The organism is Agromyces sp. Leaf222, from assembly GCF_001421565.1.
Classification (GTDB): Bacteria; Actinomycetota; Actinomycetes; order Actinomycetales; family Microbacteriaceae; genus Agromyces.
In genome coordinates, this window is sequence record NZ_LMKQ01000001.1 from 2,518,914 (window position 1) to 2,537,493 (window position 18,580).

The 18,580-nt window shown below is 70.6% G+C and carries 16 protein-coding genes; 4 read left to right on the forward strand and 12 right to left on the reverse strand.

The features are described from left to right. Positions 1 to 80: 80 nt before the first annotated feature. The 6 genes from leuS to ASE68_RS11230 all read right to left on the reverse strand — a co-directional run bounded on the left by leuS (position 81) and on the right by ASE68_RS11230 (position 10,082). Entirely contained in the window at positions 81 to 2,648 is a 2,568-nt protein-coding gene (gene leuS / locus ASE68_RS11205; RefSeq protein ID WP_235480839.1) for a leucine--tRNA ligase, read from the reverse strand. Between the two features lie 81 nt (positions 2,649 to 2,729). Continuing rightward, on the reverse strand, positions 2,730 to 4,262 hold the full coding sequence (gene pabB, locus ASE68_RS11210) for an aminodeoxychorismate synthase component I (RefSeq protein WP_055858449.1): 1,533 nt from the start codon (positions 4,260 to 4,262) through the stop codon (positions 2,730 to 2,732). A gap of 9 nt (positions 4,263 to 4,271) precedes the next feature. Continuing rightward, positions 4,272 to 6,017, reverse strand: coding sequence for a thiol reductant ABC exporter subunit CydC (gene cydC / locus ASE68_RS11215; protein ID WP_055861203.1), 1,746 nt, complete (start codon positions 6,015 to 6,017; stop codon positions 4,272 to 4,274). Continuing rightward, positions 6,010 to 7,650 (reverse strand): thiol reductant ABC exporter subunit CydD, encoded by a 1,641-nt coding sequence (gene cydD / locus ASE68_RS11220; RefSeq protein WP_055858452.1) that lies wholly within the window; start codon positions 7,648 to 7,650, stop codon positions 6,010 to 6,012. The genes cydC and cydD overlap by 8 nt, the downstream gene beginning before the upstream one ends. 2 nt (positions 7,651 to 7,652) lie before the next feature. Continuing rightward, entirely contained in the window at positions 7,653 to 8,657 is a 1,005-nt protein-coding gene (gene cydB, locus ASE68_RS11225) for a cytochrome d ubiquinol oxidase subunit II (protein ID WP_055858454.1), read from the reverse strand. Positions 8,658 to 8,669: 12 nt separating this feature from the next. Next, positions 8,670 to 10,082: a cytochrome ubiquinol oxidase subunit I gene (locus ASE68_RS11230; protein WP_055858457.1), complete on the reverse strand. Its 1,413-nt coding sequence runs from the start codon at positions 10,080 to 10,082 to the stop codon at positions 8,670 to 8,672. A gap of 87 nt (positions 10,083 to 10,169) precedes the next feature. Between ASE68_RS11230 and ASE68_RS11235 the strand changes: the two genes are divergently transcribed. The 3 genes from ASE68_RS11235 (at position 10,170) to ASE68_RS11245 (ending at position 12,147) form a co-directional block, all read left to right on the forward strand. Next, positions 10,170 to 10,544: a BlaI/MecI/CopY family transcriptional regulator gene (locus ASE68_RS11235; protein ID WP_055858460.1), complete on the forward strand. Its 375-nt coding sequence runs from the start codon at positions 10,170 to 10,172 to the stop codon at positions 10,542 to 10,544. A gap of 2 nt (positions 10,545 to 10,546) precedes the next feature. Then, positions 10,547 to 11,380 carry a M56 family metallopeptidase gene (locus ASE68_RS11240; protein ID WP_082462186.1) on the forward strand — a complete coding sequence of 278 codons (834 nt, stop codon included), beginning with the start codon at positions 10,547 to 10,549 and terminating at the stop codon, positions 11,378 to 11,380. A 62-nt stretch (positions 11,381 to 11,442) separates the two neighbouring features. Further along, complete coding sequence (locus ASE68_RS11245; protein ID WP_055858463.1) at positions 11,443 to 12,147, forward strand: DedA family protein; 705 nt, start codon at positions 11,443 to 11,445, stop codon at positions 12,145 to 12,147. Here ASE68_RS11245 and ASE68_RS11250 read toward each other — a convergent pair. The 5 genes from ASE68_RS11250 to ASE68_RS11270 form a co-directional block, all read right to left on the reverse strand. Beyond that, positions 12,144 to 13,076, reverse strand: coding sequence for an ABC transporter substrate-binding protein (locus ASE68_RS11250; protein ID WP_055858465.1), 933 nt, complete (start codon positions 13,074 to 13,076; stop codon positions 12,144 to 12,146). The two genes, ASE68_RS11245 and ASE68_RS11250, sit on opposite strands and share 4 nt — an antisense overlap. A gap of 2 nt (positions 13,077 to 13,078) precedes the next feature. Beyond that, positions 13,079 to 13,858: an ABC transporter permease gene (locus ASE68_RS11255; RefSeq protein ID WP_055858467.1), complete on the reverse strand. Its 780-nt coding sequence runs from the start codon at positions 13,856 to 13,858 to the stop codon at positions 13,079 to 13,081. Beyond that, entirely contained in the window at positions 13,855 to 14,550 is a 696-nt protein-coding gene (locus ASE68_RS11260; RefSeq protein ID WP_055858470.1) for an ABC transporter permease, read from the reverse strand. Before ASE68_RS11260 ends, ASE68_RS11255 begins: the two co-directional genes overlap by 4 nt. Then, a complete protein-coding gene (locus ASE68_RS11265; RefSeq protein WP_055858473.1) occupies positions 14,547 to 15,416 on the reverse strand; it encodes an ABC transporter ATP-binding protein in 870 nt (289 codons plus the stop codon). Before ASE68_RS11265 ends, ASE68_RS11260 begins: the two co-directional genes overlap by 4 nt. A gap of 171 nt (positions 15,417 to 15,587) precedes the next feature. Beyond that, positions 15,588 to 16,247 carry a TetR/AcrR family transcriptional regulator gene (locus tag ASE68_RS11270; RefSeq protein WP_055858476.1) on the reverse strand — a complete coding sequence of 220 codons (660 nt, stop codon included), beginning with the start codon at positions 16,245 to 16,247 and terminating at the stop codon, positions 15,588 to 15,590. Between the two features lie 109 nt (positions 16,248 to 16,356). On the opposite strand from ASE68_RS11270, the gene ASE68_RS11275 reads away from it, so the two are divergent. After that, positions 16,357 to 17,415 carry an App1 family protein gene (locus ASE68_RS11275; RefSeq protein WP_055858478.1) on the forward strand — a complete coding sequence of 353 codons (1,059 nt, stop codon included), beginning with the start codon at positions 16,357 to 16,359 and terminating at the stop codon, positions 17,413 to 17,415. Between the two features lie 51 nt (positions 17,416 to 17,466). On the opposite strand, the gene ASE68_RS11280 is transcribed toward ASE68_RS11275, so the two are convergent. Next, on the reverse strand, positions 17,467 to 18,525 hold the full coding sequence (locus ASE68_RS11280) for a quinone-dependent dihydroorotate dehydrogenase (RefSeq protein WP_055861206.1): 1,059 nt from the start codon (positions 18,523 to 18,525) through the stop codon (positions 17,467 to 17,469). Positions 18,526 to 18,580: the final 55 nt, after the last annotated feature.

Consider the following 18,580-nt stretch of genomic DNA (forward strand, 5'->3'; position numbering starts at 1 on the left):
GCCGACCGAACCGAAGCCCGGCCGGCCGATGCCGGTGATGCGCTGGGGAGGAGCGGTCGCCCCTCCCCGAAGCGAGGAACTCAGCCCTTGATGGCGATGTTCACGAGGCGGGGTGCGCGCACGATCACGTTCACGATCTCGCGGTCGCCGATGGTGCGGACGACCGCCGCCGACGCCCGTGCGAGGGCCTCGAGCTCGTCGCCCGAGATCTTCGGCGAGACCTCGATGCGGTCGCGCACCTTGCCGTTCACCTGCACGATCGCGGTGACCGACTCCTCGACGAGCAGCGCGGGGTCGGCCTTGCGCCACGGCACGAGGGCGACGGTCGGCTGGTAGCCGAGCCGCTCCCACATGTCTTCGGCGGTGTACGGCGCGAACAGGTCGAGGATCATCGCCGTGACCTCGGCCGACTCGCGAACGGCGGCGTCGCCCGCCCCGGCACCGGAGTCGATCGTCTTGCGCGTGGCGTTGACGAGCTCCATGAGCCGGGCCACCACGACGTTGAACTTGAACGCCTCGACGAGCCCGGGCGCGTCGGCCAGCAGTCGGTGCGTGATGCGCCGCAGCGCTACGTCTCCCGTCTTCCACTCGACGTCGGGGCTCGAGGTGACCTCGCCCGAGATACGCCACGCACGGGCGAGGAACTTCGCCGCACCGACCGGCGAGACATCCGCCCAGTCGATGTCGTCTTCGGGCGGGCCCGCGAACGCGAGCGTCACGCGGAGCGCGTCGGCGCCGTGCGCACCGAGCTCGCTCGCGAACTCGACCAGGTTGCCCTTCGACTTGCTCATCTTGGTGCCGTCCATGATGACCATGCCCTGGTTCAGCAGCGAGGTGAACGGCTCGGTGAAGCTCAGGTACCCCTCGTCGAAGAGCACCTTCGTGATGAAGCGCGAGTAGAGCAGGTGCAGGATCGCGTGCTCGACACCGCCGACGTACTGGTCGACGGGCGCCCACTTCTCGGCCTCGGCCGGATCGAACGCCATGCCCTCGTCGGTCGGGTTGAGGTAGCGCAGGTAGTACCAGGAGCTGTCGACGAACGTGTCCATGGTGTCGGAGTCGCGACGCGCGGCTCCCCCGCAGTTCGGGCACGAGACGTTGACCCACTCTTCGGCGGCGCCGAGCGGGCTCGAGCCCTTCGGCTTGAGGTCGAGGCCCGCGGCATCCGGAAGCCTGACCGGCAGGTCGCTGTCGGGAACGGGCACCTCGCCGCAGTCGGGGCAGTGGATGATCGGGATGGGCGTGCCCCAGTAGCGCTGGCGCGAGATGAGCCAGTCGCGGAGGCGGTAGTTCTTGGCCGCGCGGCCGAGACCGCGCTGCTCGAGCAGGTCGACGACCCGGCGGATCGCGTTCGACTTGGAGAGCCCGTCGAGCGGCCCGGAGTTGATGAGCCGGCCCTCGCCGGTCAGCGCCTCGCCCGTCTCGGCCGGGTTCAGCGGCGGCAGGTCGTCCGGCAGGTAGGGAACGCCGTTCTCATCGAGCGGGATCACGGGGATCACGCCCGTGACGGGCTGGTTCGTGTCGACGACGACGCGCACGGGCAGGTCGAAGGCGCGCGCGAAGTCGAGGTCGCGCTGGTCGTGCGCGGGCACGGCCATGATCGCGCCGTGGCCGTAGTCGGCCAGCACGTAGTCGGCCGCCCAGATCGGCAGGCGCTCGCCGTTGACCGGGTTGATCGCGTGGCGCTCGAGGAACACGCCAGACTTGGGGCGGTCGGTCGAGAGGCGGTCGATGTCGCTCTCGGTGCGCACCGAGGCGAGGTAGCCCTCGAAGCGTGCCTTGACCTCGTCGGATGCCCCGGCGGCGAGCTCTGCGGCGAGCTCGGAGTCGGGCGCGACGACCATGAAGGTCGCGCCGAAGAGCGTGTCGGGTCGCGTCGTGAAGACGGGGATGCGCTCCTCGCGGCCCTCGATCTCGAACTCGACGTCGGCGCCGGCCGAGCGGCCGATCCAGTTGCGCTGCATCGAGATGACCTTCGACGGCCATGCACCCTCGAGCTGGTTCAGATCGTCGAGCAGGCGGTCGGCGTAGTCGGTGACGCGGAAGTACCACTGCGTGAGGGCCTTCTTCGTGACCACGGCCCCGCAGCGCTCGCAGTGCCCGTCGATGACCTGCTCGTTCGCGAGCACCGTCTGGTCGTTGGGGCACCAGTTGACCTGTCCGGCCTTGCGGTAGGCGATGCCCTTCTCGTAGAGCTTCAGGAACAGCCACTGGTTCCAGCGGTAGTACTCGGGGTCGCTCGTGTGCAGTTCGCGCGACCAGTCGAACGACGGCGCGTACTGGCGGAACGAGCGCTTCTGCTGCTCGATGTTCTCGTAGGTCCAGGCACGGGGGTCGACGCCCCGCTTGATCGCGGCGTTCTCGGCGGGCAGGCCGAACGAGTCCCAGCCGATCGGATGCAGCACGTCGAAGCCCTGGTGGCGCCAGTAGCGCGCGACGGTGTCGCCGTAGCCGAATGCCTCGGCGTGGCCCATGTGCAGGTCGCCGGAGGGGTACGGGAACATGTCGAGGATGTACTTGCGCGGCTTCGTGTCACCGGGGCGGCCCGCCGCGAACGGCTTCGCCTCGTCCCACACCGGAAGCCACTTCGCCTGGATGGCGGCGAAGTCGTATGCGCCGGGGTCGACCTGGTCGTGATCGTGTGCCACGTGACTCTCAATCGTGTCGATGCGGTTGGCCCGCACTGCTCAGGGCACGCCAGACGTCGACGCACCGAGCATCCAGCCTACTCACTCGGGCTGGGCGGTGGCCGCGCCGAGGACCGAGAGCAGTGCGCGGGCCTTGACGCGGGTCTCCTCGACCTCCTCGGAGGCGACGGAGAGCGCGGTGATGCCGCCGCCGGTGCCGATCGAGGCACCGGTCGGGCCGAGCACGATCGACCTGATGACCATCGCGAGATCGAGGCTGCCGTCGACGGCGAGGTAGCCGAACGCACCGGAGTAGACGCCGCGCGGCCCGCCCTCGAGCTCGTGCAGGATCCGCATCGCGCTGTGCTTCGGCGCACCCGTCATCGAGCCGGCGGGGAACGCGGACCGCACGGCGTCGACGGCGGTGAGCGGATGCCGCAGGCGGGCGCGCACCGTCGAGACGAGCTGGTGCACGTGCGGGTACTCCTCGACCGCGAGCAGGCTCGGCACGCGCACGCTGCCGAGCTCGGCGATGCGCCCGAGGTCGTTGCGCATGAGGTCGACGATCATGAGGTTCTCGGCGCGCTCCTTCTCGCTCTCGTGGAGCTCGCGCCGCAGGCGCCGGTCCTCGACGGGGTCGGCGTGCCGCGGGCGGGTGCCCTTCATCGGCTTCGTCGATACGATGCCGTCGCGCGAGACGTGCAGGAACAGCTCGGGCGAGGCGCTGAGCAGCGCGTGCTCACCGAAGCGCAGGTAGCCGCCGTGGTGCGTCGGGCTCGACTCACGCAGGGCCAGGTAGGTGCGCGCCGGGTCGGGTGAGACGTCGACGTCGACGCGGTTCGTGAGGCACAGCTGGTAGGCGTCGCCGCGGCGGATCGCCTCCTGGCACTCGCCGATGAGGCGCGAATACGTCGCCGCGTCGTGGCGCCACCTCGCGACCGTGGCCGGCGACTCCGCCGGCGCCGTCGCCTGAGCCGTGCGAGCGGATGTCGGCGGCTCCGCCGGCACCGGGGGTGCGGATCCGGTGGGCCCGGCGCCCGCGACGGCACCCGCCCAGATCCCGGCGAGTTCGCGCGCCCAGACCTCGGATGCATGGTCGTCGTCGTCGCCGTCGTCATCATCGCGCTCGCGGCCGTCGAGCCACACGAGCGCCGCCGTGCGCGCCGCGTGGTCGAATACGACGGCGCGGTCGACCCAGAGGAACGCCGCGTCAGGCGTGGCAGTCTCGGCCGCAGGCACTCCGACCAGTTCGGCGCCCAGCTCGTAGCCGAACCAGCCGTACCAGCCGAGCGGGCCGGCCGGGCCGGCGGACGGATCGGACCCCTCGGTCTCCTCCGTGCGGTGCCCCGCGAGCCGTGCCTCGAGCGCGTCGAACACGTCGCCGACCCGGGCTGCCCGCGTCAGCGTCGGGCGGTCGGAGGCCGCAGGCCAGGCCGTCGTGATCGTGCCCGCCGCGACATCCGCCGTCAGGAGCTCGGTGCCCGCGTGCGCCGACGCGATCACGCTGAGGCCGCTCGTGGCGTCGGAGCCGCCGTCGAGCCACACGACGTGCGCGGCGTCGGCGTAGTGCGCGCGGAAGAGCAGGTGCGGATCGAGCCACCCGTCGAGCCGGCGGCTTCGGGTTCGGCGCGGCATCCGTTCAGCCTATGCGGTCATGCGGCCGTCGAGGCGTCCGTCGTCGATGCCGATGGTGCGGTCGACGAGGCGGTCGTCGACGGGTGCGTGCGAGATGACGAGCACCGTGCGGCCCGCGCTGCGAGCGGCCGTGACGAGGTCGTGCATGAGCGCGCCGGCCTGCGCGGCGTCGACGTTCGCGGTCGGCTCGTCGAGCACCAGCACGGGGAACCCGGCGAGCGTGGCCCGGGCGAGCGCGATGCGCTGCGCCTGTCCGCCCGAGACGAGCGATCCGCGCTCGCCGACGCGGGCGTCGAGCCCCCCGCGCGCCTCGACCCATTCGCGGAGTCCGACGCGGTCGAGGGCGTCGAGCAGCTCGTCGTCGGTCGCCGCGTCGCGTGCGAAGAGGAGGTTCTGCCGCACGGACTCGTCGAAGAGCCACGGCCGCTGCTCGACGAGTCCCACGATGCGGCGCAGCGCATCGGGGTCGAGCGCCGACGCCTCGACGCCGCCGAGCCGATACGAGCCGGCGTAGTCGAGGAACCGCACGAGCACGTGCGCGAGCGTGGTCTTGCCCGCCCCCGATGGCCCGCGCAACAGCGCGCACTCCCCCGGCGCGAGGTCGAGGTCGACGTGCACGAGCGCGGTCCCGGATGCCGCGGGCGGCGCATCGGAGCCCGTGACGCCACGCTCGGGGTCGCCGTCGAGCTCGCGCAGGGCCGGCCACGAGGCCTGCACCCCTCGCAGGCTGATCGCCGGAGGCGCCGCGCCCGATGGCGGATCGACCGGCGTCTCGGGCGGCACGGGAACCCCCGCGGGAACCTGCTGCGGCACGGCCGACTCGACGCGCGCGGCGCTCGTGCGCGCCTGGCGCCACGCGGTCGCCGCGAGCGGGATCGCCGCGGCGACCTCGGCGATGGCGAGCGGCACGAGCGCGAGCACGGCGAAGACGGGTCCGCCGATGCGGCCGTCCTCGAGCAGCGGTGCGGCGGCCGCGAGGCTGCCCGCGACCGCGAAGCCGCCGATCGCCGTCATCGCGGCGGAAGCCGCTCCCGCCGCCATGACCCGGGACCGCGTCGCCCTGGCGAGCCGGTCGCCGAGCCGTTCGATGCGAGCCCGGCTGCCGTCTGCCGCGTCGAACGCCACGAGCACGTCGACGGACTGCACGTGCTCGAGCACGGCCGCCTGGAGGTCGCCGCGGAGCGGGGCGAGCTCGCGCTGGGCGCGTGCCGAGGCGAACGACTGGGCCAGCAGGGTCAGCCCGATGCCGACCACGAGGCAGGCGAGCACGGCGAACGCCGAGGCGGGCGCGAGCAGGGCGACGCCGACGATCGCGGCGACGAGTACGATCACGGCGCTCACGAGCGGCTGCACGACGCGCAACGGCACGTTCTGCAACTCGTCGACGTCGTCGACGAACCGGGCGAGCAGGTCGCCGCGTCGTGCGGTGGCGAGCCCGTCGGGCGCCACCGGCAGCATCCGCTCGAACACGCCGGTGCGGATCGCGGCGAGCTGCCGGAACGAGGCGTCGTGGCCCGTGAGCCGCTCGAGGTAGCGGAACACCGCGCGCCCGAGCGCGAAGGCGCGCACGCCGACCACGGCGACCGAGAGGTAGAGCACGGGCGGCTGTTCGGCCGCACGGGCGATGAGCCACGCGGAGCACGCGAGCAGCGCAATGGCCGAGAATCCCGAGGCGATGCCCGAGAGCACCGACGGCGCGAGCCTGGCCGCCGACGGGATCGCCGCGCGGAGCATGACGGAGCCGCGCTCAGACATGCGCACCGGCCAGGTCGATCGTGCGGTCGGCCGTTCGGGCGAGCCCGGCGCGGTGCGTCGCGACGAGCACGACGTATCCCTCGTCGGCGATCTCGCGGAGGCCCTCGGCGATCGCGGCCTCGCGCGCGGCGTCCTGCGCCGAGGTCGGCTCGTCGAGCAGGATGATGCGCGCCTGCGTCGCGAGCGCCCGATGCAGCGCACGCGCGATCGCGACGCGCTGCGCCTGGCCGCCCGAGAGTCCGGTGCCGCCGGTGCCGACCGGGGCCGCGGGGTCGAGTCCGACGGCCGCGAGGCGCATCGCCCGCCGTGCGAGCTCGGGGGCGACGTGCTCGACCCCGAGGCGCACGTTCGACTCGACGGTGCCGGCGAAGAGCGTCGCACCCTGCGGCGCCCACGCGATCGACGGGCGGGCTGCTGCTCCAGGACGTCCGCCGTCGACGAGCACCTCGCCCCCGATCGGCACGAAGCCCAGCAGTCCCGCGAACAGGCTCGACTTGCCGACGCCGCTCGGCCCGGTGACCGCGACGACGTCGCCAGGGCGGGCCTCGAGATCCACGCCGTCGATCACGACCACGCCGTCACGGCGAACGCTCGCGCCGACGAGCGAGACGCCGGCTGCGGCATCCGGAACCCGATGCCCGGCGACCGCCACCTCGACCTCGACCGGCGCGACCGCCGCGCGCTCGGCGGCGCTGAAGAGCTCGAACGCGTCATCGGAGGCCGCGACTCCCGCCGACGAGGCATGGAACGCCGCCCCGACATTTCGGACGGGCAGGAAGATGTCGGGCGCGAGGATCAGCACGAACAGGCCGGGCAGCAGGTCGATCTCGCCCCACACGAGCCGGAACCCGATCGAGACCGCGACGATCGCGACCGACAGGCTCGCCGCGAACTCCAGCGTGAACCCCGACAGGAAGGTCACGCGCAGCACGGCCATCGTGCGCCGGCGGAAGTCGTCGGTGACCGCCCGGATGCGCTCGACCTGCCGCCGGGCGCGACCGAACACGATGAGCGTCGAGAGGCCCCCGGCGACCTCGAGGAACCCGTGCGAGAGGCTCGCGAGCGAGTCGTACTGGCGCCGCTGCACGCCCGCCGTCGCCATGCCGATCAGGGCCATGAACAGCGGGATGAGCGGCAGCACGATCACGAAGACGAGCCCAGACAGCGGGTCGGCCGCCCATGCCACCGCGATCAGGATCGGCGTGGACACCACCGTCAGCACGAGCTGCGGCAGGTACGAGCCGAAGTACGCGTCGAGCGCGTCGAGGCCAGGGCCGAGCAGGGTCGTCGAGCGGGCGCTCGGGAACCCGGGGATCCCGGCCGGCGCGGACTCGATCGACGCGAGCACGTCGCGACGCAGTTCCTGCTTCACCCGCATCGCGCCGGCCGAGCCGACGAGTTCCCACGACCACGCCGCCAGGGCGCGAACGGATGCCGCAGCCACGAGCAGCACGAGCAGGGGCCATGCCTGCGACATCCGCTCGCCGTCGATGAGGCCCGCGACGAGTGACGCGAGGGCGTACGCGAGTCCGATGGTCGCGGCCGTCTGGAGCAGGGCGAGCGCGCCGCCGACGAGGAGGAACCGCCGGGCGGCGCGCGAACGCCGGACGAGTCGTGGATCGAGGGGTTTCACGTTCAGTGCGCGGCAGCCTCGACGGAGGCCCGCGTGACGCGCTTGCGGAACACCCAGTACGTCCAGCCCTGGTAGAGCAGCACGATCGGCAACGTGAACACGGCGACCCACGTCATGACCGTCAGCGTGTACTCGGTGCTCGACGCGTTCTCGATCGTGAGGCTGTTGGCCGGGTCGTTCGAGGCGGGCATGACATCGGGGAACAGCGCCGAGAAGAGCGCGAGCACGGCCGTCGCGATGGTCACCGCGAGCAGCGTGAAGGCGATGCCCTCGGCGCCGCGGAGGTTCATGAGCCATCCGCCGATGAGGCAGAGCGCGGCGATCGCCGCGAAGACCCAGAACCAGAACGTGCCGAAGGCGAGGCCGGTCCAGAGCAGGAAGGAGGCCGCGACGACGATCGTGATGAGGCCGGAGCGGGTCGCGAGGCGCTGGGCTCGCTCGCGCAGGTCTCCCTCGGTCTTCAGCGACGCGAACACCACGCCGTGGGTGAAGAAGAGCAGCAGGGTCGTGAGTCCGCCGAGCAGGGCGTACGGGTTCAGCAACGTGAACAGGTTGCCCGTGAAGTTGTGGTCGGCGTCGAGCGGAACGCCCGCCACGATGTTCGCGAAGGCGACGCCCCAGAGCAGGGCGGGCACGGCCGAACCGACGACGATCATGCCGTCGAACCACGACTTCCACCTCGAGTCGGGGCGCTTGTGCCGGTACTCGAACGAGACGCCGCGGGCGATGAGGGCGAGCAGGATTAGCAGCAGCGCGAGGTAGAACCCGGAGAACAACGTGGCGTACCACTCGGGGAACGACGCGAACAGGGCGGCGCCCGCGACGATGACCCAGGTCTCGTTGAGGTCCCACACCGGGCCGATGGTGTTGATGAGCACGCGACGATCGGTGTCGTCCTTGCCGAGGAACGGCAGCGACATGCCGACGCCGAAGTCGAATCCGTCGAGCACGAAGTACCCCACGAAGAGGAACGCGACGATCCAGAACCAGAGTGTTGCGAGATCCATTCCAGTCGCCTCCTAGTACACCGTCGTCGCGGGTTCGATCTTGCCGGTCTCGGGGTCGGGGTCGCCCACCTCTGGCGGCCCCTTGCGGATCGCCTGGATGATGAGCCGCACCTCGACGACCGCGAGAATTCCGTAGATCAGGGTGAACGCGACGAGCGAGATGAGCACGTCGAGCCCGGTGACGTACGGCGAGACGCCCGACTCGGTCTTCATGAGGCTGAAGACGATCCACGGTTGCCGCCCCATCTCGGTGAAGACCCAGCCGACGCTCATCGCGAGCAGCGAGAGCGGGAAGCTCCAGATGGCGACCTTCCAGATCCATGCCTGCTTCGGCATGCGACCCTTTCGAGTGACCCAGAGACCGACGACCGCGATCACGACGTGCAGCAGGCCGAGGCCGATCATCCAGCGGAACGCCCAGTACGTCACCCACAGGATCGGCGCGTAGTCGCCGGGGCCGAACTGCTCGGTGTACTGCGCCTGCAGGTCGTTGATGCCCTCGACGCAGCCGTCGAACGTATGGGTCGACAGGAACGAGAGCAGGTACGGGATGCGGATCGAGAACAGCTCGCTCGAGCCGTCTGGAGTGCCGAGGGTGAAGATCGAGAACGACGCGTCGGCCCCGCAGACCGTGTCGAACGTCGCCTCGGCCGCGGCCATCTTCATGGGCTGCGTCGCGACCATCGCGAGGCTGAGCTGGTCGCCGAAGAGCGTCGTGAGCACCCCGGAGCCGATCATGAGCCAAAGGCCGTACTTGAGCGCAGGCCGCATGGTCTCGAGGTTCCGGTTGCGGGCGAGGTGCCAGGCCGCGGCGCTGATGATGAGGCCGGCGGCGACCATGAAGCTCGCGGCGATCGTGTGCGGGAACGCGGCGAGCACGACACGGTTGGTGAGCAGCGCGCCGATGTCGACGAGTTCGGCGCGGCCGCCGTCGCCGCTCATCTCGTAGCCGACCGGGTTCTGCATGAACGCGTTGGCGGCGAGGATGAAGTACGCCGACAGGATGGTGCCGACCGCGGTCGCCCAGATCGTGGCGAGGTGGATGCCGCGGGGCAGCTTGTCCCAGCCGAAGATCCACAGGCCGATCATCGTCGCCTCGAAGAAGAAGGCGAGCAGGCCCTCCATCGCGAGCGGGGCGCCGAACACGTCGCCGACGAAACGTGAGTACTCCGACCAGTTCATGCCGAACTGGAACTCCTGCACGATGCCGGTGACGACGCCCATGGCGAAGTTGATGAGGAAGATGTTGCCGAAGAACCGCGTGATGCGCAGGTACTCGGCCTTGCCGGTGCGGAACCACGCCGTCTGGAAGACGGCCGTGCTGGTAGCGAGGCCGATCGTGATCGGAACGAAGAGGAAGTGGTAGACGGTCGTGAGGCCGAACTGCCATCTGGCCAGCAGCAGCGGATCGAGCAGGTCGTTCACGGAAGCCCCTTTCACGTGGTGGTGCCACGCCGAGTCGTTCTTCTACAGAGCGTAGAACATTCAGGCTCGCGGCGGTAGTCTTGACGCATGGCGAGTCTTGGCGAGTTGGAGCGCTCCGTGATGGAGGTGCTCTGGAACAGCCACGCCGACGTGACCGCGAACGAGCTCCGCGACGCCCTGGTGCTGCGACCCGACTCCAGCGGGCGCGCCGTCGCGACCACCACGGTGCTGACCGTGCTCTCCCGGCTCGAGCGCAAGGGGTTCGTCACCCGCTCCCGCGACCAGCGACCCCACCGCTACCGCGCCCTGCTCTCCCGAGAAGAGCACACCGCCGAACTCATGCACGAGGTGCTCGATCGCTCGAGCGATCGCGATGCCGCGCTCGCCCGCTTCGTCGGCACCGTGAGCGACCGGGAGGCCGCGACCCTGCGGCGCCTCCTCGACGAACTCGCGCACCACTGACCATGATCGTCGCCGCCGTCGCGCTGGGGGCGCTCGCCGTGGCCCTCGCCTGGCCCGTGCCGATGGCGCTCTCGCGCGCCGCGTGGCCTTCGCAGTCGCCTGCCCTCGCCCTCGCGCTCTGGCAGGCGATCGCCCTTGCCGGCGCACTGTCGATGATCGGCTCGCTGCTCGCGTTCGGCGCCTCCCCCGCCGGCTCCCTCGCCGCCGCCGTCGATCACCTCGTGCCGGCCGCCCTGCACGGCGAGATCCCCGCCGAGTACGCGGTCGTGCACCTCGCCTCCATCACGCTCGCCATCGGGCTCGCGGTGCACCTGCTCCTGAACCTCGGGCTCACGGCCGTCCGGGCCGAACGCGAACGTCGGCGCCAGCACCAGCTCATCGCCCTCCTCGGCGACCCGATGCCCGGCGTGCCGCGCACGCGCATCCTCGCCCACCCCGAGCCCCTCGCGTACTGCGTCCCCGGCATCCGCACGGCGACGGTGCTGACCGACGGCCTCGTCGACGCGCTCGAGCCCGACGAGCTCGCCGCCGTCATCGCGCACGAACGCGCGCACCTCGACCAGTTCCACCACCTCGTGCTGCTCTCGTTCCGCGCCTGGCACAGTGCGCTGCCCTGGTTCCCCATCGCGAATCGCGCGGAACGCGCAGTCACCCTGCTCACCGAGATGCTCGCCGACGACGACGCCAGGCGCGAAGTCGGCGACGATGCGCTCCGCTCCGCGATCGTGCTCGTCGGCAGCGCCGGCGAGCCGGGCGCCTACGCGGACTCCGGCGGCATCGCCCCCGATCAGGCGATGCTCACGTCGCGGCTCGCGCGCCTCGGGGTCATCCCCTAGTCCCCCCTCGAATCACCCCCGAGTCTGATGAAACGCCCCGCCGCCGCAGTTACGCTCGAACGATGAACGAGATCCTCGACTGGATCCTCGACACGGTGCAGAGCGTCGATCCCGTCGCACGCACCCTGCTCGCCGGCCTCGGCATCATGCTCGAGACCTCGGTGCTGATCGGCCTCGTCGTGCCGGGCGACACGATCGTGCTCGTCGCCTCGACTGCCGTCGACGGTGCGGTCGAGTACCTCGCCCTCACCGCCACGGTCATCGTCGGCGCGCTCATCGGCGAGAGCATCGGCTTCGCGCTCGGCCGGTGGTTCGGCCCGCACATCCAACGCTCACGCCTCGGCCGGCGCATCGGCGAGCACAACTGGCGACGCGCCCAGGTCTACCTCGCGCGCCGCGGCGGCCCCGCGGTGTTCGTCTCGCGGTTCCTGCCCGTGCTGCATTCGCTCATTCCGGTGACGGTCGGCATGAGCGACATGCGCTACCGCAGGTTCATGGCGTGGACCGTGCCGGCCTGCGTGCTCTGGGCGTTCGCCTATGTCTCGGTCGGCTCGGCCGCCGCCGGCGGCTACCGCGAGCTGAGCCGCGACCTGCACTGGGCCGGGTACCTCTTCGTCGCGGTCATCGTCGTGTTCCTCGTGGTCGTGTGGGCGGTCAAGCGGTGGCTCGTCCGTTCCGAAGCACGCCATATGACGGATGCCGCGACGGAACGGCCGAAGGGGCCGGTGACCGAAGTCCCCGACCCCCTCGATGCCGATGGCGCCTAGATCAGGCCGTGCTCGGTGAGCCAGTCCTTCGCGGCCGTGTTCGCGGAGGCCTTCTCGTCACCCTCGACCCGATTGCGCAGGTCGATGAGGTCGTCGGTCGTGAGCTGGGCCGAGATGGCGTCGAGCGCCTTCTGCAACTCGTCCGAGGCGATCGAGCTCGAGAGCAGCGGAATGACGTTCTGCGCCGCGATCAGGTTCTCGGGGTCGTCGAGCACGACGAGGTCCTTGGCCTTCAGGTCGGGCGACGTCGTGTAGATGTCGGCGACCTGGACGGTGTCGTCGGTCAGCGCCTTGACCGTGTCGGGTCCGCCGTAGTCCTCGTACGGCACGAAGGTGACATCCGCCACGCCGTAGACCGACGCGAGCCCCGGGATGCCGTACCCGAGTTCGGCGAACTGCGGGTTGGCGCCCAGGCTGAACGGCTGCACGGCAGCGAGGTCGCCGATCGCCTTCAGGTTGTTCGCGGTCGCGAACTTGCTCGTGACGACGTAGGCGTCCTTGTCCTCGGCCTCTGCCGAGGCGTACACGACGAGGTCGTCGGCTGCCACTGCGTCGACGAGGGCGGCATCGACGTCTTCGGTCGTGCGCTCGGCGAACTCGGGGTCGTAGTACGCCAGCAGGTTGCCGTTGTACTCGGGGATCAGGTTGATCGATCCGTCCTGCAACGCCGGGATGGTCTGCTGGCGCGGTCCGATGTTGAACTTCGTCGAGACGTCGAAGCCCTGGGCCGTGAGCGCCTGGGCGTAGATCTCGCCGAGGATCTCGCTCTCGGGGAACGCGAACGAGCCCACGACGATGGCGTCGCCGCTGCCTCCGGCGGCGTCGGTCTCGGGAGCGGTGGGATCTCCTGATGCGCACCCTGCCAGGGCCACCATGGCCCCGACCGCGACAACGCCTGCGGCGATCCGGCCTTTCTTGAACATGCTCATGGTCATTCCCTCTCTTGGTTCGGTGTTCCCACCGTGGCCGGCTGACGCTGTGCCTGCCGACGAACAGCACTCCGACCAGTCTCGGCCGGACGGCCGACACCAGGTGTCGCAGTGAGTCTCTGGATGACCGCGAAGACACCGTCCACGAGGAGGGCGAGTGCGGTGATGAGGATGGCGCCGCCGAGGATGCGGTCGTAGTCGTTCAACCCGATTCCGCTCGCGATGATCCGCCCGAGGCCGCCGAGGCCGACGTACGACGCGATCACGACGGTTGCGATGACCTGCAGCACGCCGGATCGGAGGCCGCCGACGATGAGCGGCAGCGACAGCGGGATCTCGACCTTGGTGAGGATCTGCAGCTCGGTCATGCCGTTCGCACGGGCCGAGTCGATGGTCTGCCGGTCGACGGACTCCAGCCCCGAGTAGGCACCGGCGAGGATCGACGGGATCGCGAGGAGCACGAGGGCGATCATCGTGCCGAGGAAGTTGGCCGTGGTGCTGACCATCGAGTAGCCGAGGACCATCGTGAGGAAGAACAGCACGCCGAGGGTCGGGAGGGCGCGCATGCCGCCGGTGAACGAGATGACGAACTGCCTGCCCTTGCCCGTGTGGCCGATGTAGAAGCCCAGCGGGAGTGCGATGAGCGCTGCGATGAGCACGGCGACGAAGGTGTAGAGCAGGTGTTCGGCGATGCGGTCCTGGATCGGCAGGGGCGACTGGGCTCCGGCGATCCAGTTGGCCGGGTTGAAGATCCAGGCGAACGCCTCGATGAAGAGGTTCATCCGACGTCACCCACCGTGATCGGGAGGCGCACCGAGTCGGTCTGGACGGGCTTGGAGCGGCCCTTGCGGTTCCAAGGCAGCAGCAGGCGGCCGAGCAGCACGAGGATGAGGTCGAAGACGAGCGCGATGAGCAGGCTCGCGACGATGCCCGTCGCGACCTCCTCGAGGATGTTGCGCTGCTTGCCGTTGGTGAACAGGTAGCCGAGGTTCTCCGATCCGATCAGGACTCCGACCGAGACGAGTGCGATGGTGGAGACCGACACGACGCGCATGCCCGCGAGCAGCACCGGACCGGCGAGCGGGAACTCGACACGCCAGAACTGCTGCCACCGGGAGTACCCCATCGCGAGCGAGGCCTGCCTGACGTCGAGCGAGACCGAGGCGAAGGCGTCGGCGGCGGCGCGCACCATGATCGCGACGGCGTAGATCGAGAGGGCGACGATGAGATTGATGTCGCTCAGCACCTTGGTTCCGAGGATGGCGGGGAGGATCACGAACAACGGCAGCGACGGGATCGTGTAGAGCAGGCTCGTCGACGTGATGATGATGCCGCGCGCCGTTCGCCCGGTCACGGCGACGCGGGCGAGCGGCACCGCGATGACGAACCCGACGACGATCGGGACGATGCTGAGGCGCACGTGGTTCACGGTCAGCCCCACGACGAGGTCGAAGTTCGAGATGAGCCAGTTCATGAGGCGTTCGCGACCGGCGACGAGCGGTCTCTGGCCGACGCGCCGTCATCGTCGATGAGGCCGGCGGGCCGACCGGCCGAGTCGACGACGAGGATCCGACCGCTCACCGGATCGCGCGGTTCCAGCCGCAGCCGGCGCTGGCCGCGGTCGATCCCGATGAACGACGCGACGAAGTCGTCGGCGGGGTGGGCGAGCACCTCGGCCGGTGTGCCGACCTGGGCGACGACGCCGCCGGTGCGGAGGATGACCATCTGGTCGGCCAGGGCGAAGGCCTCGTCGATGTCGTGGGTCACGAAGACCACGGTCTTGCCGAGGGCGCTCTGGAGTCGTCGCAGTTCGGTCTGGAGTTCGAGTCGCACGATCGGGTCGACCGCACCGAACGGCTCGTCCATCAGCAGGATGTTCGGATCGGCCGCGAGGGCACGTGCCACGCCGACCCGCTGCTGCTGTCCGCCGGAGAGCTGGCTCGGGTACTTGTCGGCCAGCCCGCGGTCGAGCCCCACGGTGTCGAGGAGTTCGAGTGAGCGCAGCCGGGCCTCCGACTTCGCGACGCCACGCAGCAACGGGACCGTGGCGACGTTGTCGACGATGCGACGATGCGGCAGCAACCCGCCGTTCTGCATGACGTACCCGATCCCGCGGCGCAGGCGCACCGGGTCGAGGGTCGCGACATCCGTGCCGTCGATGAGCACCTGGCCGCCGGTCGGATCGACCATGCGATTGATCATGCGCAGCAGCGTGGTCTTGCCCGAGCCCGAGGAGCCGACGAGCACCGTCGTGCTGTGCGGCTCGATCACGATGTCGACATGCTCGATCGCGAGCGTGCCGTCGGGATACTGCTTCGTGACACCGCGGAACTCGATCATGGCCGCCTCAACCCTGCTCGAACGGTCGTTCGAACTCCAGCACCAAGCCAAACACCTATTCGGGCACGAGGCAACGCGAACGCCCGCGCGTCGCAAGACCGCGTCACGGAGTGCGGTGATCGGCGGCGCCGCGCGGCTCCGACGGGCCGCGCATGGCCGGCTCGGGCCGGCTCAGGCGGCGTTGCTGGCCGCGCGGGGGGTGCCGAGATGCTCGCGCAGGTACGACTGCACGAGTGCGCGGGCCTCGGCGAGGTAGCGCTCGTCGCCCTCGATCGAACGTTCGAACGCCCGGTTGATCAGCGAATCGGCGACCTCGAGCGCCACGCCGATGCGGAAGCCGAGCTCCTCGGCCTCGAGGTCGATCTCGAACTCGGCCGCGATCAGCTGCGCCATGCGACCGGCGAATTCGGGCTCGTGGTCGGCGTCACCCTCGCGGCGACCGGCGTGCACGACCGTGAAGCCCGGCTCGTCGCGGTAGAGCGCGATGCAGGCGTCGAGCGAGATGTCGATGAGCTCCCACCACGTGGCCGGCGCGTGCCGCTCGAGCTCGTCGGCGACCCGCTCGCGGTAGCGGCGGATCGCACGCTCGCGCAGGGCCTCGACCACGGCGACACGGTCGGGGAAGTAGCGGTAGACCGTGCCGATCGAGGCTCCGGCGCGCTCGGCGACCATCTGGGTGGTGAGTCGCTCGAACCCGGATTCGTCGACGATCTCGGCCGCAGCGTCGAGCAGGGCGTCGAGTCGCTGCGAACTGCGTCGTTGGGTCGGCTCGGTGCGGACTGAGCGTTTCCTGCTCGAATCGGCCCCGAGGATCAGGTCGACATTCGGCACGGAACCTCCTCAGTTTGCGCGGTCAACTCTACCGGCCGTCGAAGGGCCTCGATGACCACGACACCTGTGCGTTTCACGTGCGTCCGCTCCGGCATGACAGACTGTTGGGATGCCGGCGAGCCCCCCTGATCCGGCCGGATCCCGCGAGCGCCAGGTCCGGCATCGCGCCGCGCGCATCGAGGACTGGATCCACGTCCAGCATGTGCGCTGGGCGCGCAGCCGCGGCCAGGTGCCGACGGTCGTGCCCTACACGGGCTACGGCTCGACCGAGTGGGTGCGCGTGCTCTGCCGGGTGCTGCTCAGCCGGCAGATCTCGGCCGACGAGACCTCGCCGCGTCGACGCAAGCGGCGCGAGCAGGGCATCCGAGGGTGGCGCAGCTTCACGAGCGCACCGGTCGGCGACGTGCCGGTGGTCATCGAGGTCGGCGGGCAGCGCATCGAGGTCCTGACCGATCGCGGCGGCGTGGTCGACACGCGCGTGCCGGTCTCGCTCTCACCCGGCTGGCACCAGGCGACGCTCAGCACGCCCGGCTCCGAGAGGGTGACCGCGCCGATCCAGGTGCTGGATCCCGAGACGCATTTCGGCATCATCTCCGATGTCGACGACACCGTCATGGTCACGGCGCTCCCCCGGCCGTTCGTGGCCTTCTGGAACACGTTCGTGCTCGACGAGCACGCCCGCATGCCCACGCAAGGCATGGCCGTGCTCTACGAGCGCCTCGTGCGGGCGCACCCGGGCGTTCCGGTGGTCTACCTCTCGACGGGCGCCTGGAACGTCGCACCGACGCTCAACCGGTTCCTCTCGCGCAACCTGTATCCCGCGGGTCCCCTGCTGCTCACCGACTGGGGTCCGACGCACGACCGCTGGTTCCGCAGCGGCCGCGCGCACAAGGAGGAGAACCTCCGACGCCTCGCAGGCGAGTTCCCCGGCGTGCGGTGGCTGCTCATCGGCGACGACGGCCAGCACGACGAGGTGATCTACGCCGACTTCGCCGCAGAGTTCCCCGACCGCGTCGCGGCGATCGCCATCCGGCAGCTGTCCAAGGGCGAGGCGGTGCTCGCCGGCGGGCGCGGCAAGGCATCGCAGGTCGAGGTCTCGGTGCCGTGGGTGTCGGCGAGCGACGGGTCGACGATGGCCGACCAGCTCGCCGAGGTCGGCCTCCTCTGAAGCGTCGAGGTGCGCTGCGTCGCTGCGTCGTCGAGACGCGCTGCGCCGCGATCAGGCGGTGACGGATGCCGCGGCCGCGCGTTCGCGACGGATGCGGGCGAGTCCCCGGTTGACCTGACGGGCCCAGAACGGGCCGCGGTAGATGAACGCGGAGTACCCCTGCACGAGGTCGGCCCCGGCGTCGAGCCGCGCCTGCACGTCTTCGGCCGTCTCGACCCCGCCCACCGAGATCACGCACATCGCCTCGGGCACGTTGCGGCGCACCAATTCGAGTACCTCGAGCGAACGGGCGGCGAGCGGCGCGCCCGAGAGCCCGCCGGCGCCGATGCGCTCCACCTCGGCGGCGGACGCGCGGAGCCCTTCGCGGGAGATCGTCGTGTTCGTCGCGATGATGCCGTCGAGCGCGAGGCGCGCGGCGAGCTCGCAGATGCGCACGACCTCCTCGTCGGCCAGGTCTGGCGCGATCTTCACGAGCAGCGGCGTGCGCCCGGCCGAGGCGCGGACCGCCTCGAGCAGCGGCGCGAGCGCGTCGAGCTCCTGCAGGCCGCGGAGGCCGGGGGTGTTCGGCGAGCTCACGTTGACCACGAGGTAGTCGGCGTACGGGGCGAGCACGCGCGTGCTGCGCTCGTAGTCGCCGACGGCGTCCTCGACGGCGGTGACGCGGCTCTTGCCGATGTTCACGCCGAGCACCGGCCGGTGCCGGCGACGTGCCAGGTGCGAGAGGCGGCCGACCGCGGCATCCGCCCCGCCGTTGTTGAAGCCCATGCGGTTCACGAGGGCGCGGTCGCCGACGAGGCGGAACAGGCGCGGGCGCTCGTTGCCCGGTTGGGCGACGGCGGTGATCGTGCCGACCTCGACGTGCCCGAAGCCCAGGTGGCCGAGCCCGCGCACCGCGAAGCCGTCTTTGTCGAAGCCGGCGGCCACGCCGAACGGCGAGGGGAACGAGAGCCCGAGGGCCTCGACCGCAAGGGCCGGGTCGGGCTTCGTGAACTGCTCGACCACCCGCCCGAAGCCGAGCGTGGGCAGCGCCCGGATGACCCGGAAGGCGAGGTGATGCGCGTCTTCGGGGTCCATGCGGGACAGGAAGACGGAGAAGAGGAGTCGGTACATGCCGCCCATCAGGTTATCGGAGTTCGACGGCGACGAACGCGCACGCCCGCCGGGC

Bases quoted from the DNA above. Each gene is read 5' to 3' on its own strand.
- ASE68_RS11280 (WP_055861206.1), bottom strand. From the start codon at position 18,525: ATGTACCGACTCCTCTTCTCCGTCTTCCTGTCCCGCATGGACCCCGAA.
- cydB (WP_055858454.1), bottom strand. From the start codon at position 8,657: ATGGATCTCGCAACACTCTGGTTCTGGATCGTCGCGTTCCTCTTCGTG.
- ASE68_RS11265 (WP_055858473.1), bottom strand. From the start codon at position 15,416: ATGATCGAGTTCCGCGGTGTCACGAAGCAGTATCCCGACGGCACGCTC.
- cydC (WP_055861203.1), bottom strand. From the start codon at position 6,017: ATGTCTGAGCGCGGCTCCGTCATGCTCCGCGCGGCGATCCCGTCGGCG.
- ASE68_RS11275 (WP_055858478.1), top strand. From the start codon at position 16,357: ATGCCGGCGAGCCCCCCTGATCCGGCCGGATCCCGCGAGCGCCAGGTC.
- ASE68_RS11250 (WP_055858465.1), bottom strand. From the start codon at position 13,076: ATGAGCATGTTCAAGAAAGGCCGGATCGCCGCAGGCGTTGTCGCGGTC.
- ASE68_RS11255 (WP_055858467.1), bottom strand. From the start codon at position 13,858: ATGAACCTCTTCATCGAGGCGTTCGCCTGGATCTTCAACCCGGCCAAC.
- ASE68_RS11245 (WP_055858463.1), top strand. From the start codon at position 11,443: ATGAACGAGATCCTCGACTGGATCCTCGACACGGTGCAGAGCGTCGAT.
- ASE68_RS11235 (WP_055858460.1), top strand. From the start codon at position 10,170: ATGGCGAGTCTTGGCGAGTTGGAGCGCTCCGTGATGGAGGTGCTCTGG.
- ASE68_RS11240 (WP_082462186.1), top strand. From the start codon at position 10,547: ATGATCGTCGCCGCCGTCGCGCTGGGGGCGCTCGCCGTGGCCCTCGCC.
- pabB (WP_055858449.1), bottom strand. From the start codon at position 4,262: ATGCCGCGCCGAACCCGAAGCCGCCGGCTCGACGGGTGGCTCGATCCG.
- ASE68_RS11260 (WP_055858470.1), bottom strand. From the start codon at position 14,550: ATGAACTGGCTCATCTCGAACTTCGACCTCGTCGTGGGGCTGACCGTG.